11 protein-coding genes are annotated in these 15,035 nt (G+C 66.2%); 2 read left to right on the forward strand and 9 right to left on the reverse strand.

What is annotated here, in order from left to right; all coding sequences use genetic code 11:
- Positions 1 to 3: 3 nt before the first annotated feature.
- The 6 genes from R3P93_RS18795 to R3P93_RS18820 form a co-directional block, all read right to left on the reverse strand.
- Positions 4 to 750: an FAD-binding oxidoreductase gene (locus R3P93_RS18795; RefSeq protein ID WP_149407354.1), complete on the reverse strand. Its 747-nt coding sequence runs from the start codon at positions 748 to 750 to the stop codon at positions 4 to 6.
- A gap of 280 nt (positions 751 to 1,030) precedes the next feature.
- Positions 1,031 to 1,447 carry a heat shock protein transcriptional repressor HspR gene (locus R3P93_RS18800; RefSeq protein ID WP_045196872.1) on the reverse strand — a complete coding sequence of 139 codons (417 nt, stop codon included), beginning with the start codon at positions 1,445 to 1,447 and terminating at the stop codon, positions 1,031 to 1,033.
- Positions 1,447 to 2,619, reverse strand: a complete 1,173-nt coding sequence (gene dnaJ, locus R3P93_RS18805; RefSeq protein ID WP_068055903.1) for a molecular chaperone DnaJ — start codon at positions 2,617 to 2,619, stop codon at positions 1,447 to 1,449. The genes R3P93_RS18800 and dnaJ overlap by 1 nt, the downstream gene beginning before the upstream one ends.
- A 29-nt stretch (positions 2,620 to 2,648) precedes the next feature.
- Entirely contained in the window at positions 2,649 to 3,281 is a 633-nt protein-coding gene (grpE, locus tag R3P93_RS18810) for a nucleotide exchange factor GrpE (RefSeq protein WP_283347409.1), read from the reverse strand.
- A complete protein-coding gene (gene dnaK / locus R3P93_RS18815; RefSeq protein ID WP_269594981.1) occupies positions 3,278 to 5,122 on the reverse strand; it encodes a molecular chaperone DnaK in 1,845 nt (614 codons plus the stop codon). Before dnaK ends, grpE begins: the two co-directional genes overlap by 4 nt.
- 302 nt (positions 5,123 to 5,424) lie before the next feature.
- Positions 5,425 to 5,925, reverse strand: a complete 501-nt coding sequence (locus R3P93_RS18820) for a Pro-kumamolisin, activation domain family protein (protein ID WP_283347410.1) — start codon at positions 5,923 to 5,925, stop codon at positions 5,425 to 5,427.
- Positions 5,926 to 6,222: 297 nt separating this feature from the next.
- On the opposite strand from R3P93_RS18820, the gene treS reads away from it, so the two are divergent.
- Complete coding sequence (gene treS, locus R3P93_RS18825) at positions 6,223 to 8,403, forward strand: maltose alpha-D-glucosyltransferase (RefSeq protein ID WP_283347411.1); 2,181 nt, start codon at positions 6,223 to 6,225, stop codon at positions 8,401 to 8,403.
- 39 nt (positions 8,404 to 8,442) lie between these two features.
- A complete protein-coding gene (locus R3P93_RS18830) occupies positions 8,443 to 9,003 on the forward strand; it encodes a hypothetical protein (protein ID WP_317533759.1) in 561 nt (186 codons plus the stop codon).
- On the opposite strand, the gene R3P93_RS18835 is transcribed toward R3P93_RS18830, so the two are convergent.
- The 3 genes from R3P93_RS18835 to R3P93_RS18845 all read right to left on the reverse strand — a co-directional run bounded on the left by R3P93_RS18835 (position 8,992) and on the right by R3P93_RS18845 (position 14,870).
- Complete coding sequence (locus tag R3P93_RS18835; RefSeq protein ID WP_094669503.1) at positions 8,992 to 10,452, reverse strand: dynamin family protein; 1,461 nt, start codon at positions 10,450 to 10,452, stop codon at positions 8,992 to 8,994. The genes R3P93_RS18830 and R3P93_RS18835 overlap by 12 nt on opposite strands.
- Positions 10,449 to 12,257, reverse strand: coding sequence for a dynamin family protein (locus tag R3P93_RS18840; protein WP_094640824.1), 1,809 nt, complete (start codon positions 12,255 to 12,257; stop codon positions 10,449 to 10,451). The genes R3P93_RS18835 and R3P93_RS18840 overlap by 4 nt, the downstream gene beginning before the upstream one ends.
- A 165-nt stretch (positions 12,258 to 12,422) precedes the next feature.
- A complete protein-coding gene (locus R3P93_RS18845; protein ID WP_317533760.1) occupies positions 12,423 to 14,870 on the reverse strand; it encodes an IniB N-terminal domain-containing protein in 2,448 nt (815 codons plus the stop codon).
- Between the last annotated feature and the right edge of the window lie 165 nt (positions 14,871 to 15,035).

The following is a 15,035-nucleotide window of genomic DNA, read 5'->3' on the forward strand; positions in this document are numbered from 1 at the left end:
GCTTCAGCGGCGGATGGCGTCGAGTGGTGTGCCGATCTCGACGAGCGCGCGCACGGTCGCCGCTTCCATTCCCGGCGAGCCACAGACCAGAATCTGGCGATCCGGGAACGGCCCCTGCGTGGCGACGACGTCGGCCACACTGCCCTCCCAACAATGCTCGGGCTCGAAAAACTTTGCGCTGGAACCGATCTCGGCATGGATGCGGTCGTTCCATCGATCCGACGCCCACGGCTCGTGCAGTTGGTCGACGACAGGTACCACCGTCAACCACCGCAACTCCGCCGCCATCAACCACAGCATGTCACCGGCATACAGATCACGTGGCGACTTGCCGCCCACGAACAGCGTCACGTTCGGCGGCTGTGGGCGGCGAGTGAGGTCGAGCAGAATCGCGCGCAACGGAGCGAGGCCGGTGCCGCCCGCGATCATCACGACGTCGCGCCCCGAATCGTCGACATGCAGACTGCCCCGCGGATCGCTGATCTGCCACACATGACCGGGCCGCGTCTCGTTGACGATCGAACCGCTCACCCAACCGGCCGGAACGGCTCGAACATGGAATTCCAGCTTCCCGTCTCGCGAAGGCGGCAGCGCCGGTGAGTATCGCCGCGTCAGAGCAGCGTTCTGGGGAACCGTGACCGACACCGACTGGCCTGCCTGAAACGGCACAGCATCGCCTTCGAGTCTGATCACCGCAAGATCGTTCCGAAGGCGATGATACTGAACAACCGTCGAACTCCACGCCTGCATGTGAACCAGGATAGGGGCCGACGCGAAATACCTCGCACACACGCGCGGGGGTCGATGCCGTCGCCCCGGTCGAGGCCGGTCGAGGTGCGGGAGGTTCGCCGCCGACGCCGGTGGGAGGCCGGTCGACGCCGGGCGCCCCCGGTCGACGCCGCAAAAGCGCGCGCGTTTGCCGAACGCGCGCGAAATAGCGACCGATCGCCGGCGAATCCGCGCGCACCTGACGAACGCGCGCGCTTTTGCGAACAGTTGGGGGTGAACGGTGAAGGGCGAACCCTCGAATTCAGCGCTGGTGGCGCGGTTTCCAGACCACCAGGGCGTTGCGTTGAATCGGCACCAGGTCGCGGCGATAGCTGGCGTGCACGTTGGCCAGATCCTGAGCCAGCTCGGAGACCCGGGCCTGCAGTGCCTCGACCTGATTGGTCAGTTCGATGATGCGCTTGATGCCGGCGAGGTTGACGCCCTCGTCCTGCGAGAGTCGCTGCACTTCACGAAGCAGCGCGACGTCACGAGGTGAGTAGCGTCGACCGCCGCCGGTGGTGCGATGCGGGGTGACGAGCCCGAGCCGGTCGTAGGTACGCAGCGTCTGCGCGTGCATACCTGCCAACTGTGCCGCGACGGAGATCACGAAGACCTGGGCATCGGGATCAGCTTGCCCGCCACCGGCTTTCGCGGATCCGCCCTCGGGAGGGACCGACATCACACACCTGCCCACCCGGCCCGCGGGTCGAATCCGCTGGCCTTCTCGGCTTCCAGATAGTTCTTCAGAGCGTCGGTAGCAGCATCGTCCAGTTTCTGCGGGACGGCAACTTTGACGGTCACCATCAGGTCGCCGGTGCCGGACTTCTTCGGGATACCGCGGCCACGCACACGTAGCACTCGGCCGTCGACGGTGCCCGGTGGCACCTTCACTCCGACTCGCCCTTCGAGGGTGGGCACCGACAGCGTGGTGCCGAGCACCAGTTCTCCGTAGCTCACCGGAACGGTCACCGTCAGGTCGTCGCCTGTTCGGCCGAACACCTTGTCGGGCTTGACCCGAACGGTGACGAACAGGTCGCCGGACGGTGCTCCGCGCAAGCCGGCTTCGCCCTGACCGGCGAGCCGGACCTTCTGGCCGTCGCTGATGCCGGCCGGGACGCGCACGGTGATGGTGCGGGTGCGGTTCTGCACTCCGGTGCCGCGGCAGTCGACGCACGGGTCGTCGATGATGGATCCGGTACCGCGGCAGTCGTCGCACGGCTCACTGAAGCCGAACGCGCCTTGGTTTCTGTTGACGACACCCTGGCCGTTGCATTTGGGGCACACCCGCGGGCTGGTTCCGGGCTTCGCACCGCTGCCGTGGCAGGTGGTGCACGAGGACGGGCTGGTCAATCGCAGGGGGACCGTAACGCCCTGTGCCGCTTCACGGAACTGCAGCGAGGTCTCGGTTTCGACGTCACTACCGCGTCGGGGTCGATTGTTCTGCGGACGCTGCTGCGCGCCGCGGTTGAACAGGCCACCGAACAGGTCACCGATTCCGCCGTCGCCGCCGCCCTGGCCGAAGATGTCGCCGACGTCGAAGGTCTGTCCACCGCCGCCGAATCCGCCTGCGCCGGGCGAGAATCCACCTCCGCCACGGTTACCGAAACCACCGGAGGCGAACAGCTTTCGTGCTTCGTCGTATTCCTTGCGCTTGGCCGGGTCGGCGAGGACGGCGTGCGCCTCACTGACCGCCTTGAACTTGTTCTCGGCCGAGGCGTTACCGGGGTTGGCGTCGGGATGGTTGTCCCGGGCCAACTTTCGGTACGCCTTCTTGATCTCTTCTGCAGTCGCGCTGGAGGAAACGCCCAGCTCCTTGTAGAAGTCCTTCTCGATCCACTCCCGCTGGCTCACCGGGCGTTTCCTCCTCTCGCGCTATTTCTCTACTGCTCGTCGGACGCGGGTGCATCCGATTCTTGTGTTGCACTGTCCACGACGCCGACCATCGCGGTCCGCAGGACGCGCTCACCGAGCTTGTAGCCCGGACGCATCAGCGTTCCGACGACCGGACTGCTGCCGTCGCCCTCATGGGAGACGGCCTCGTGGATGGCCGGGTCGAAGGCGTCGCCCTCGGCTCCGAAAGTGGTCAGGCCGATGTTCGAGAACACCCCTGCCAACTTGTCTGCCACTGCCTTGAGCGGTCCGGTTTCGAGGTCGCCGTGCTGGCGGGCTCGCTCGAGGTCGTCCAGAACCGGAAGAAGCTGCGAGACGACGGACGCCTTCGCGTTCTCCGCTCCGGTCTGCTTCTCACGATCGGTGCGACGCCGGTAGTTGGCGTACTCCGCCGAGACGCGCTGCAGATCTGCGGTGAGCTCTGCAACCTGCGTGTCACGCGGGTCTTCCACTACGTCGCCGTCGACGGTCCCTTCGTCCACCGAGTCGGGCTGGGGCGCAGCCCCGGTGCCCACCAGGGGCTCCGGAACTGCGTCACCTTCCCGTACTTCACCGGTCTCGGGATCGATCTTTCGCTTGTCCACGAAAGTGACCGGTTCCTGCTCGGTGTTGTCCGACGTCACTTCTTGTCCGTGTCGTCGGCGGGCTCGTCGACAACCTCTGCGTCGACGACACCGTCGTCAGCGGCCTGCGCGCCACCCTCTGCGCCGCCCTGCTCCTTGGCCTGAGCCTCGTAGATGGCGGTGCCGAGAGCCTGCGACTCGGTCGAGAGCTTCTCCACGGCGGTCTTGACTGCCGAGATGTCGCTGCCCGCGAGAGCCGACTTGGCGTCGGCGATGGCGGTTTCGACGCGTCCCTTGAGCTCGGCGTCGACCTTGTCCTCGTTGTCCTTGACGAACTTCTCCGTCTGGTGGACGAGGGACTCGGCCTGGTTGCGGACCTCGGCCTCTTCGCGACGAGCCTTGTCCTCGTCTGCGTGAGCTTCCGCGTCGGCGACCATGCGGTCGATCTCTTCCTTGGACAGACCGGAGCCGTCCTGGATCTTGATCGTGTTTTCCTTGCCGGTGCCCTTGTCCTTGGCCGTGACGTGCACGATGCCGTTGGCGTCGATGTCGAAGGTGACCTCGATCTGCGGGACGCCGCGAGGAGCCGGGGGCAGCTCGGTCAGCTCGAAGGAGCCGAGAAGCTTGTTGTGCGAGGCGATCTCGCGCTCACCCTGGAAGACCTGGATCTGCACCGAAGGCTGATTGTCGTCAGCGGTGGTGAAGGTCTCGGACCGCTTCGTCGGGATGGTGGTGTTGCGCTCGATGAGCTTGGTCATCACGCCACCCTTGGTCTCGATACCGAGGGACAGCGGCGTGACGTCGAGGAGCAGAACGTCCTTGACCTCACCCTTGAGCACACCGGCCTGCAGTGCAGCACCGACGGCCACGACCTCGTCCGGGTTGACGCCCTTGTTGGGCTCGCGTCCACCGGAGAGTTCCTTGACCAGCTCGGAGACGGCGGGCATACGCGTCGAACCACCGACGAGCACGACGTGGTCGATGTCCTTGACGGCGATGCCGGAGTCCTTGACCACTGCCTGGAACGGCGCACGGGTGCGGTCGAGCAGGTCGGAGGTGATCTTCTGGAACTCCGAGCGGCTGAGCTGCTCGTCGAGGAACAGCGGGTTCTTGTCGCCGTCGACCGTGATGTACGGGAGGTTGATCGAGGTGCTCTGCCCGGAGGACAGTTCGATCTTCGCCTTCTCGGCAGCCTCACGCAGACGCTGCAGCGCCATCTTGTCCTTGGTCAGATCGATGCCGTTCTGAGCCTTGAACTTGTCGACGAGCCAGGTCACGATGCGCTCGTCCCAGTCGTCGCCACCGAGGTGGTTGTCGCCGGACGTCGCGCGGACCTCGACGACGCCGTCGCCGATTTCCAGCAGCGAGACGTCGAACGTGCCGCCACCGAGGTCGAACACGAGAATGGTCTGCTCGCTGTCGCCCTTGTCCAGGCCGTATGCGAGAGCTGCCGCGGTGGGCTCGTTGACGATGCGCAGGACGTTGAGGCCGGCGATCTGGCCGGCTTCCTTCGTGGCCTGGCGCTGTGCGTCCTCGAAGTACGCGGGAACGGTGATGACCGCGTCGGTGATTTCCTCGCCCAGGTAGGCCTCGGCGTCGCGCTTGAGCTTCTGCAGCGTGCGCGCGGAGATCTCCTGCGGGGTGTACTTCTTGCCGTCGATCTCCACGGTCCAGTCCGTGCCGACGTGGCGCTTCACGGAGCGAATCGTGCGGTCGACGTTGGTGACCGCCTGGTTCTTCGCGGGCTGGCCGACCAGCACTTCACCGTTCTTGGCGAAAGCGACGATCGACGGGGTGGTGCGTGATCCCTCGGAGTTGGCGACGACAACCGGTTCGCCGCCCTCGAGGACGGACACGACCGAGTTGGTGGTCCCGAGGTCGATACCGACCGCACGAGCCATAATGTTTCCTCCTGTTAGTGCTGGGGTTCAGTCCCTGGGTGAGCGAACTCCGCTCAAGTTTGCACAACGCGTCTTGTCGCGTCAACTTCCAACTTGAGCCTCATCCACTCAAGGCTGCTGACCTGCACAACGGAGGGTGTGGCGACTTTGTTCCCGTGGGAGCGGGTGCGCCGCATGTGAGCGAAAACTCGACCCCTGCTACGAGGTTTCGCGCACGTGGGGCGAAGCCCCTCCACAGCAGTACGCCGCGACGATCACGAGGATCGTCGCGGCGCAGCGGGGAGAAAGTGTTGCGGGGGGAATTACTCGGCAGGCTCCTCGACCGGGGCGGGGATGCAGCTGTGAGTGAGCAGCCCACCGGTGATGTTGTCGAGGAAGTTCGCGTCGAGTGCACTGGCGAAGGCCGCGGCACCGGCGGGGCGGGCCATCCATTCACGATCGACCGACGGCACGGTGTACGTGGCGGCTTCGCCTGCCTCGATGGTCGTCTCGGTGTTCTGACCCTGCACGCCCGGCAGTGCGCCGTAGTTGACGTTGACGTTCGACGCGTCGTCCGCACCGACGTTGTCCACCTTGACCTGAAGTGCGACGACGCCGCCCTCGGGTGCGTCCTTGACCGTGGTGTCGCAGACGGCGGCCATGGTCACCACCAGGTCGGGGCTTTCGAGAACCACCGAGCCGAGCGGGCCGACGGGTTCGGGGGCAGGTTCGGCCGATGCGGCCGGTGCGAGGGCAACCGCACCGATGGCGGCGGCCAGAGCGGCCGTCGAGGCCAGGATCGATGTGCGGGCAAGACGTCGCATGAACAACTCCTGTAGCTGAAGGGGATGTGACTCATGAGTCTGATGTGACAGATGGGTCAGTTGGTACTCAACTCACTATGTCCTATCGGATTCCGACATTCCACACCAGGCGGTCTCGATTCGATGACGTTCGCATATCGAAGGAAAACGCCCCTGACGAATCACATCCATGTAGTTCGGAGTAGGTTTCACCGGTCGGTGAGCCAGGTTTCACCGGTTGCCGATCAGGGGAACCACAACCCTGCGGATCGGCCGCGCCCTACGTAGGGTTGAGGAAAAGCGAGGCTACGGAGGCACATGGATCCCGAAGTGCAGCACGAACCGAGCGAGATCACCTACGACGAGAAGTTCTATCCGGCTCGGCCGAAACCACTTCGACCTTCGGTGCGACGCGCCAACAGGAGCAGCAGCCCCACACCCGACAGCGAACCGGTGGCCTCGAATCCCGAGTACGTGGACTGGCTCACCGAACAGTCGATGCTGCGCGACGCCAAGCTCATTGCCGAGCAACTCTCGGGCAAGGGCAGCATGTGGCAGAACCCGTATGCCGACCCCGATCCTCGCGCCGCCGTCGAGCGCGCACCGGTGTGGTTCACCGCGTATCCCATCTCGGTGATCAACGCCCCGCAGACGAGCTTCCTGAGCACACTCGGTGACGAGAAGCTGTGGCAGGCCTTTTCCGAAATCGGTGTCACCGCAGTGCATACCGGCCCGGTGAAGGTGGCCGGCGGCATCCACGGTTGGCGTCCGACTCCCTCGGTCGACGGCCACTTCGACCGCATCGGCATGCAGATCGACCCCGCGTTCGGATCGGAAGAGGAGTTCCGACGCCTCTGCGTGGTGGCGTCGGCGTACGACGGCATCGTGATCGACGACATCGTGCCCGGACACACCGGTAAAGGTGCGGACTTCCGGCTCGCCGAGATGGCCGTGGCCGACTACCCCGGCATCTACCACATGGTCGAGATCGAACCGCAGGACTGGCATCTGTTGCCACGAGTGCGGGCCGGAGCCGATTCGCAGAACATCGACGCCGAGGCCGAGGCCAATCTCGCCCGTGCCGGATACATCATCGGCCAGCTGCAGCGCGTGATCTTCTACGAGCTCGGTGTGAAGGAAACCAACTGGAGCGCAACACCTCCCGTCGTCGGCATCGACGGCGTCGAGCGTCGCTGGGTGTACCTGCACTACTTCAAGGCCGGTCAGCCGTCGATCAACTGGCTCGATCCCTCCTTCGCCGGAATGCGACTGGTGATCGGCGACGCGTGCCACTCCATCGCCGATCTGGGTGCAGGCGCATTGCGGTTGGACGCCAACGGTTTTCTCGGTGTCGAGCGTCGAGCCGAAGGCCCGGGCTGGTCCGAGGGCCACCCCTTGTCCGAGGCGGCGAACCACCTGATCGCCAGCGTGGTGCGCAAGATGGGCGGGTTCACCTTCCAGGAGTTGAACCTGACGATCGACGACATCAAGGCCATGGGTGAAAACGGTGCCGACCTGTCGTACGACTTCATCAATCGCCCGGCCTATCAGCACGCGCTCGTCATGGGAAACACCGAGTTTCTCAGGCTCACCATGACTCTGGCGCGCGATCACGGCGTCGACACGGCATCTCTGGTGCACGCGTTGCAGAACCACGACGAGATGACGTTCGAGCTCATCCACTTCGCCACCCTGCACGCCGAGGACGAGTTCACCTACGGCGGCGAGGCGGTCAAGGGCAGCGATCTGGGCGACCGGATCCGCGGTGAGCTGACCGATCGACTCACCGGGCGCTGGGCACCGTACAACCGGACGTTCACCACCAACGGAATCGCCTGCACCACAGCAAGTGTGATCACCGCATCGCTCGGGATCCGCGATTTGGACCGGATGGACGAGCGAGACATCGAGACGGTCAAGCGGGCCCATCTGCTGCTCGCGATGTACAACGCGTTGCAACCGGGCGTGTTCGCACTGTCCGGCTGGGATCTTCTGGGCATCCTGCCGATCGATGCCGAGGAGGTCGACGACCTCATCCGCGAAGGCGACACCCGCTGGATCAACCGCGGCGCACACGATCTGATGGGGTACTTCCCCGAGGCCGTGCGCTCCGAATCCGGCATCCCCCGCGGGCGCAGCCTGTACGGTTCGCTCCCGGAGCAGCTGGCGGATCCACAGTCGTTCGCCCGCCAGTTGGCGCGAATCATCGAGTTGCGCAAGAAGTTCGGTATCGCCACCGCCCAGCAGATCGACATCCCGACCGTCTCGCACAAGGGTCTACTGGTGATGGTGCACGAACTCGGGCAGGGAACCATCCAGGCGACGGTGCTCAACTTCTCGTCCGAGGAGATCAGCGCGACCATCCAGTCGAAGCACCTGGTGCCCGGCACCACGGCCGTCGACGTATCGGACGACAACGAGATCGCCACGGTGGACGAACTGAACAGTTTCCCGATGACGCTGCGCCCGTACGAGGGTGTGCCGGTGGTGCTGCGCTGAGACCGCAGGGCTCCCCCACCGACGGATAGACTCCTGCCCGTGGCCGAAGAACAGAACGACCCGACATCGCGGAGGCCCATGCCTCCCCGTCCGCAACCACCGCGGCCCGATGTTGCCGTCGAACCGCTGCGGCCGCGGCAGGAGCCATCTCGGTCGGTCCTACCCAAGGTCGCGACCGTGCTGTGGACTCTGACAGCGGCACTGATCCTCGCGTTGGCCGCCGCCATCGCGCTGAATTGGGAGTCCGTGCTCTCCGGCGTCGAATCTGCGGTGTCACAGCAGGATTCGACGGCAAGCGCCGCCGACGTCCGCAACACCGCCTCGGCCACGCTGCTGTCCAGCGGTGCCGCAGCAGCGGTGCTCGTGTTGCTGGGATTCGTCGCACTCAATCTGCTGCGCAACGCGGCGACGTCGTCGAAGGTCCTGATGGGAGCGGTCGGAATACTGACCATCGGAGCGGCAGTCACGTTCTCGACCTTCGTGTCCGACGCCTCCGCGCTGCTCGGCGGCGTTCTGCAGTGGGGGCCGTTCGTCGTGGCGGGCACGGCTGCGGCCACCACGATCGTGGCCCTCGTGCCCCGAGGGTCCTCACGCCAGTGAGGCGAGTATCCCTTCGGCGCTGCGGGCCGCCGTGGCACACGAGGTCGAGGTGAATCGGTCCAACAGTGGATGCGAGGACAGTGCTCGCCACTTGTGTACCGCCGCCAGCGCGGTGTCTCGCTGTTGGGCGTGACCGGCATCGGGAGGCAGGTCGAGGCGCTCGGTGGCGGCGATGCCGAAGCCGCCGATGATGCGCTGCAGCTCGAGCAGTCCGCCGTCGGGCAGTTTCGGTGTGGTGGAGCGCAATCGGCCGAGCAGACGCAATTCGGCGAAGCCGTGCACATCGGCGAGCATTCGTCCGGCTTCGGTGCGCAGCGCATGCGATTCCGGACGGAACTCCAGAATTCGTTGCAGGGCAACCAGAGCCGAGTGCAACTTGAGTTGGTCGGCGCGTTGACCGAATTGCACGTCGATCACCGACCGAAGTTCGGTCAGCCCGCTGCGCTCGACCAGATCGGCCGCGAGCGTGGGTGAATCGCGTACCCCGAGTCGAATCAACGTCACGGCCATCCGAATACCGAACAGCCCGAAACGGTCGACGATGCTGGCTCGCAGCGCTGCGTCGACCGGTAGCGTGCTTTCTGCACGTACGAATCGATCGGCCGAGAGCATCGCCAACTGCAGATCCTCGGTCGGCACCGTGGCCAACATCTCGAATGCCGAGAACTCGTTCTGCCGCAACGTTTCCGCACCGAGCGCCAGCAGACCCGCGACCGGAACCACCGCCTGGCACAGGCCTGTGGCCTCGAGTTCGGACGCGAATCGCGCAGCGACTTCCTTGGCCGACATCATCGCGTCCATTCGCCCCGACCCCACCTCGTCGGCGCGCGAGACGACACCGATCACACCGAGCGGTCCCGAATCACCGCCCACGTGCGCACCGATCTGCCCGAGAAACGACACGTCGGTCGCATTGAGCGTGCGCAGCAGATAGACGACGGCGTCTGCACCCGAGGACGAGTTCTCGGGCGTGAGCATCGCCAACGTACGCGCCGACACGTCTCGCGAGAGCGACGAGGTACCGGGGGTGTCGATGATCGTCGTCTGCGCCAGAGCACTTGCAGGCCATTCGACGTCCAGTCGGTCGACCTGAGCGGCGGTCAACGACCCGAGATCGAAGGTCAATCGTCCGTCCCGGCGTTGCACCGGCACGTTCGCAGCCCGGTCACCGTCGTACCAGGCCGTGACGGCGGGAGCGACGCCGTTGCGGTACCACGTGACGACCTTCGTGCACTCCGTTGCGTCGGTGGGAGCAATGTCCTGTCCGACAAGAGAATTGAGCAGTGTGGACTTACCGGCCTTGAGCGATCCCGCGAGTGCCACCCGCAGCGGCTCGTCCAAGCGGTACAGGCATTCGTCGAGCATCCAGGATGCCTCGGCATCACCGGAGTACGTCGATCGTGCCGCCGAGATGAGGTCGCGTGCCCTGGCCAGAGCCGCCACGCTCATACCGCGACGTCCTTGACGAGTCCCACTGCCCGAGCATTCAGTTCGGCCACCACGCGCATGTCGTTCTCCAGCGCAGCGATGCGAGCAGCGCGGTCGGTGTTGTCGGCGGCGGCGGCTTCCTGCGCCGAACGCAGCGACTCGTTGAGCGACCGCAGCGTCTGCTCGGCGATGGACGTGAAGTGATCACGCAGCACTCGCTGAATCTGCCGCAGCCGGTCCTTGGACTCCTTGCCCACCTGGAAGCTGACGTCGTCGGTGAAACGTCGGATCGCGATCTTGGCCTCGGAACGCCGTTGTTTGACGCGGTTCTCCTTGTCCTCCTTGTACGCCTTTGTGCCGAGCAGCACACCCGCGCCGATGGAGATCGGATTGAGCAGACTCAACCCGACGAACGTGGTGATCAGGCCGAACATCAACACACCACCGTAGGATCCGCGCATTCCCACCAGCACCTTCTGCGTGATTCCGATACGACCGGATTCCAGATCGGCCAACGACGAGACGGGATCGAGGACGTTGTCCAGATCGCCGACGTCGAGATCGGGTAGTGCTGCCGCCCCGGAGGACGCGAAGTGTTCGGCCACCAGCTCCGAAAGCCACAGTGCCCGTTCGTGAGCCCAGACGAAATTGTCGCCCACCGACGCAGCGATCTGTTCCTCGAGCCACTCGCCGAGCTGCGGCCAGTCCTTGCCCGGATCCCCCTCGTCGACGGTTTCCTCGGCTTCCCTGGTGACGCGTCGCAACCGGTCGCGCAGGTCGTGATCGATATCGGAGGCGAGATCGGCGATACCGTCCCCGAGTGTCTGCTGCCACTGCGACGAGCGCTTGTGCAGCTCCTCGGCGGCGGCCTTGGCGCGCTGCAGCCCCGCGACGGCCGCGGCAGCGCGCTCCGGATCCTTCAGTGCCGCAAGCTCACTGCCGAACGACAGCGTCAGATGCTCGGTGACCGAACGGACGTCGAGCGAGACCGACGAGCGTGCCAGCACATCCGCCCGGGCCACCACGTCGTCACGCAGGAACGCGTAGAGCTGCTGAAAGCCGGACTCGGCGTTGAGCTCCTCGTCGTTCAAACGCAGTGCGTGCGAACGCAACAGAGACGACACCGGCAACATCTGCACGTCGATGCCGGCGCGGTCCAGGTGCCCACGATTGGCCTCGACGATCTGCCGCCAGTGCGGATAGAGATCGATCTTGGTGATCAGCACCGCCACGGCCGGGCACAGCCCCTGTACCTGACGCAGAAACGACAGTTCCGGCTCGGTGAATTCGCGGGAGGCGTCGGACACGACGAGCACCGCGTCGGACGACGGAATGAGCCCCAATGTTCCTGCAGCGTGCGGATTTCCGTGACCACCGACTCCGGGGGTGTCGACCAGCACCAGACCGTCGGCGAGCAGCGGGCTCGCCACCCCGATGTCCAGACGCAACACTTCCCGGCCCTGGGCCAGCGGACTGGCCGGGGTGACCGTCGTGATCTCCTCGGGCGGAACGTCCACTCGGATCGGTTCGTTGCCGGGATCGGCGAGTACGAGCTGCGCGGAAAGGCTCTCGGCGTTGGACACCACCGTCGGGATGGCGGTGGTCTCGTCGTCTCCGACCGAGCACACCGTCAGGTTGAGCAGTGAGTTCACGAACTGGCTCTTGCCCTGCTTGAGCGGTCCGACCACGATGATGCGTCGACGTGGATCCAACACTCTCGAGCGCGCCGCCTGGACTCGATCCACCAGGTCGGATCTTCCCGCCGATGTCGCCACCGCCGCGGTACGGCTCAGTAGCTCGGCCAGCTCCGTAGATTGCCCGTCCATACGCTCGTGTTCACAACCGTTCTCGTCGACTTCCGCAGTACCAGGTCATGCCGCAGGCTCGAAAAAATCCTGCGCGCCCCGAACGAACTCTAGCGACGACTCGGCCCCGAGTGCTGGCGAACACTCGGGGCCGAGTCATGTCGTTGCCTACCCGCAGGCGAACGATCAGGGCTGCATCGGGTCGATGTCGTGATCGACGGTCACATGTCCCAGAGAGTCGGCTGCCGAATCCACCGAACCGTGCAGGCCGGACTCGCTGAACAAGCTCGACTCGGTCTCACCCTGTCCGAAGACGTCCGAGTCGACGCTCGACCAGCCGGTACCGGTCGCGGTAGCCGAGGAATCGAACGAGCTGGAGGAATCGAACGATCCCGACGCCGCCGAGGAGAGGCTGCCGCCGGCGTCTGCCAGTCCCTCGACACCCGACTGCAGGCCACCGGTGAGGCTGCCCGCGGCCTGGCCACCGATGTCGGCAGCGGAATCAAACCCGCCGCCCGCGGAAGCCGCAGCGTCCGCACCAGCATCCAAACCCGCACCCACAGTGGACGCGAAGTCGCCTCCGATCGAGGCACCGGTGTCGAGTCCCGCTCCGACGTTCGATGCGATCTCGCCGCCCACCGAGGTGCCGGCGTCGACGACTCCGCCCGCGGCACCTTCGAGGCCACCGGCAACCGAGCCTGCAGCTCCCGCGGCACCTTCGAGGCCCGCACCTGCGGATGCTGCTGCGTCGAGCCCGGTGCTGATGCCACCGGAGACGGCTCCTTCGAGGCCTGCACCGGCCGAAGCCGCAGCATCCACGCCGCCGGCGACGCCGCCCGCAACTCCGCCTGCGATTCCGCCGCCGAGGCTGCCGAGTCCGGCCAGACCACCGGTCAGGCCTGCACCGGCTTCACCCACACCGGCGAGTCCGCCGGCCACATCTGCACCCACGTTCCCGACGGCCGCCAGGCCACCGGTCAGATCAGCACCAGCGTTTCCGACGGCCGCAAGGCCACCGGTCAGATCAGCACCGACGTTTCCGAGGCCTGCGAGTCCTCCGGTGAGGCCCGCGCCAACTCCGCCGAGTCCGGCCAGGCCGCCCGACAGGTCTGCGCCCACTCCGCCGACTCCGGCGAGTGCTGCTTCGACGGTTCCCGAGAGGTCTGCTCCGGCAGCGACCGCCGTGTCGATCGCGCCGACGAGGCCTGCGCTGACATCTGCTCCAGCTCCGAGTGCGGCTCCGAGGTCGAGTGCGGCGCTGGTGTCGAGTACCGATTCGAGTGCGGTTCCGAGCTGAGCCCCGGCTGCACCGCCGACGCCGAATGCCGTACCGAGGATGCCTTCGAGTCCGCCTGCCACTCCGCCTTCGAGTCCGCCGGCCAGTTCGCCGCCGATGCCTGCTGCTGCTCCGATGGTGCCGTCGAGTGCTGCGTCGAGAGCGGCGGTGAGGCTGCCGACTGCGCTGGTGTCGAGGTCGAGTGCGGTTCCCAGTGCGCCGCCGACCACTGCGCCGACGCTGCCGCCTGCGGCAAGCAGGGCGTCGACGTCGAGGTCGGCGAGTGCACCTGCGTCGAGAACGGCTCCGAGTGCGCTACCGATCGAGCCTGCGATGGCACCGTCTGCCGCGAAGAGCCCGCCGAGGCTCGCGCCGACACCACCGGCGATGTCGCCGACCAACGAGCCACCGGCTCCCAGTGCGCCGTCCAGTGCAGCTCCGATGTCGGTGGTCAGATCGGCTCCGATGGTTCCGAGTCCGCCGAGTGCGCCGCCGATTCCCGCGGTCAGAGCGGCACCGAGGTCACCTGCGATGTCCAGTCCGGCTCCGGCACCGAGTACCGCGTCGAAGACTCCGCCGAGAGCGGCACCGAGATCGGCTCCGACGCTTCCGCCGACTCCGAAGGCCGCACCGAGAGCGCCGGCCAGGCCGCCCTGGATGTCGGCCAGTGCGCCGAGGTCGACGGCACCGGTCGCGCCGATAGCGGCGTCGAGTGCTGCCTGCAGCTGTGCGGCGATGTCTCCACTGATCTCGCCGCCGATGCCTGCGCCTGCTCCGATCAGTCCGGTGAGTGCAGCGCCGAGCCCGACGGTTCCGCCGAGCAGACCGTCGAGGTCCAGATCCAGGCCGCCACCGAGTCCGAGGCCGCCACCGATCCCGGCACCCGCGCCGAGCAGGGCGTCGAATGCGCCGCCGAATGCAGTGCCGAGCTCGAGACCGATCTGGCCTCCGACTGCCAATGCTGCGGCCAGTGCTGCCTGCAGGGATGCCTCGATCTCACCCGCGACGTCGATTCCGCCGGTCAGGCTGCCGCCTGCTGCGAGTCCGCCGCCTGCCACTGCGCCTGCCGCGAGTCCGAGCCCAGCCGACAATCCGCCGCCGAGGCTCGCGCCTCCGGCGAGTGCGCCGTCGAGGCCTGCGGATCCGCCTGCGCCCAGGATCGCCGAGAGCTGGCTGCCTGCACCGGCGAACAGTCCCGACTCGGCGACCAGAGGTGCCACGGCGACGATGTCGGCGTGAGTGACGTCGCCGAGTCCTGCGGCGGCCAGCGTCATCTCGGGGTTGGCGCAGTAGGCGGCTGCAGCCTGGTCGTCGCGCAGCAGGCCGAGAATGAAATCGAGTACGGCGTTGGTAGCCATCGTGGGTCTCCTTGACGAGTGGTGCTTCGTGGTTGATCACAACGCTAGGCACCGAAGAGCCCCAGCCCAACGGGGCGGATCCCCCCACTCCCCCGGGGGTTGCCAGGGGACTTCGGTTAGGGGATCTCGGCGCTTTAGGGGATTTCACTCGTTGTGCGCTCTAAC

This window comes from Rhodococcus cerastii (assembly GCF_033042195.1).
GTDB lineage: Bacteria > Actinomycetota > Actinomycetes > Mycobacteriales > Mycobacteriaceae > Rhodococcoides.

Bases quoted from the DNA above. Each gene is read 5' to 3' on its own strand.
- R3P93_RS18840 (WP_094640824.1), bottom strand. From the start codon at position 12,257: ATGGACGGGCAATCTACGGAGCTGGCCGAGCTACTGAGCCGTACCGCG.
- R3P93_RS18800 (WP_045196872.1), bottom strand. From the start codon at position 1,447: ATGTCGGTCCCTCCCGAGGGCGGATCCGCGAAAGCCGGTGGCGGGCAA.
- treS (WP_283347411.1), top strand. From the start codon at position 6,223: ATGGATCCCGAAGTGCAGCACGAACCGAGCGAGATCACCTACGACGAG.
- R3P93_RS18835 (WP_094669503.1), bottom strand. From the start codon at position 10,452: ATGAGCGTGGCGGCTCTGGCCAGGGCACGCGACCTCATCTCGGCGGCA.
- R3P93_RS18820 (WP_283347410.1), bottom strand. From the start codon at position 5,925: ATGCGACGTCTTGCCCGCACATCGATCCTGGCCTCGACGGCCGCTCTG.
- R3P93_RS18845 (WP_317533760.1), bottom strand. From the start codon at position 14,870: ATGGCTACCAACGCCGTACTCGATTTCATTCTCGGCCTGCTGCGCGAC.
- R3P93_RS18795 (WP_149407354.1), bottom strand. From the start codon at position 750: ATGCAGGCGTGGAGTTCGACGGTTGTTCAGTATCATCGCCTTCGGAAC.
- dnaK (WP_269594981.1), bottom strand. From the start codon at position 5,122: ATGGCTCGTGCGGTCGGTATCGACCTCGGGACCACCAACTCGGTCGTG.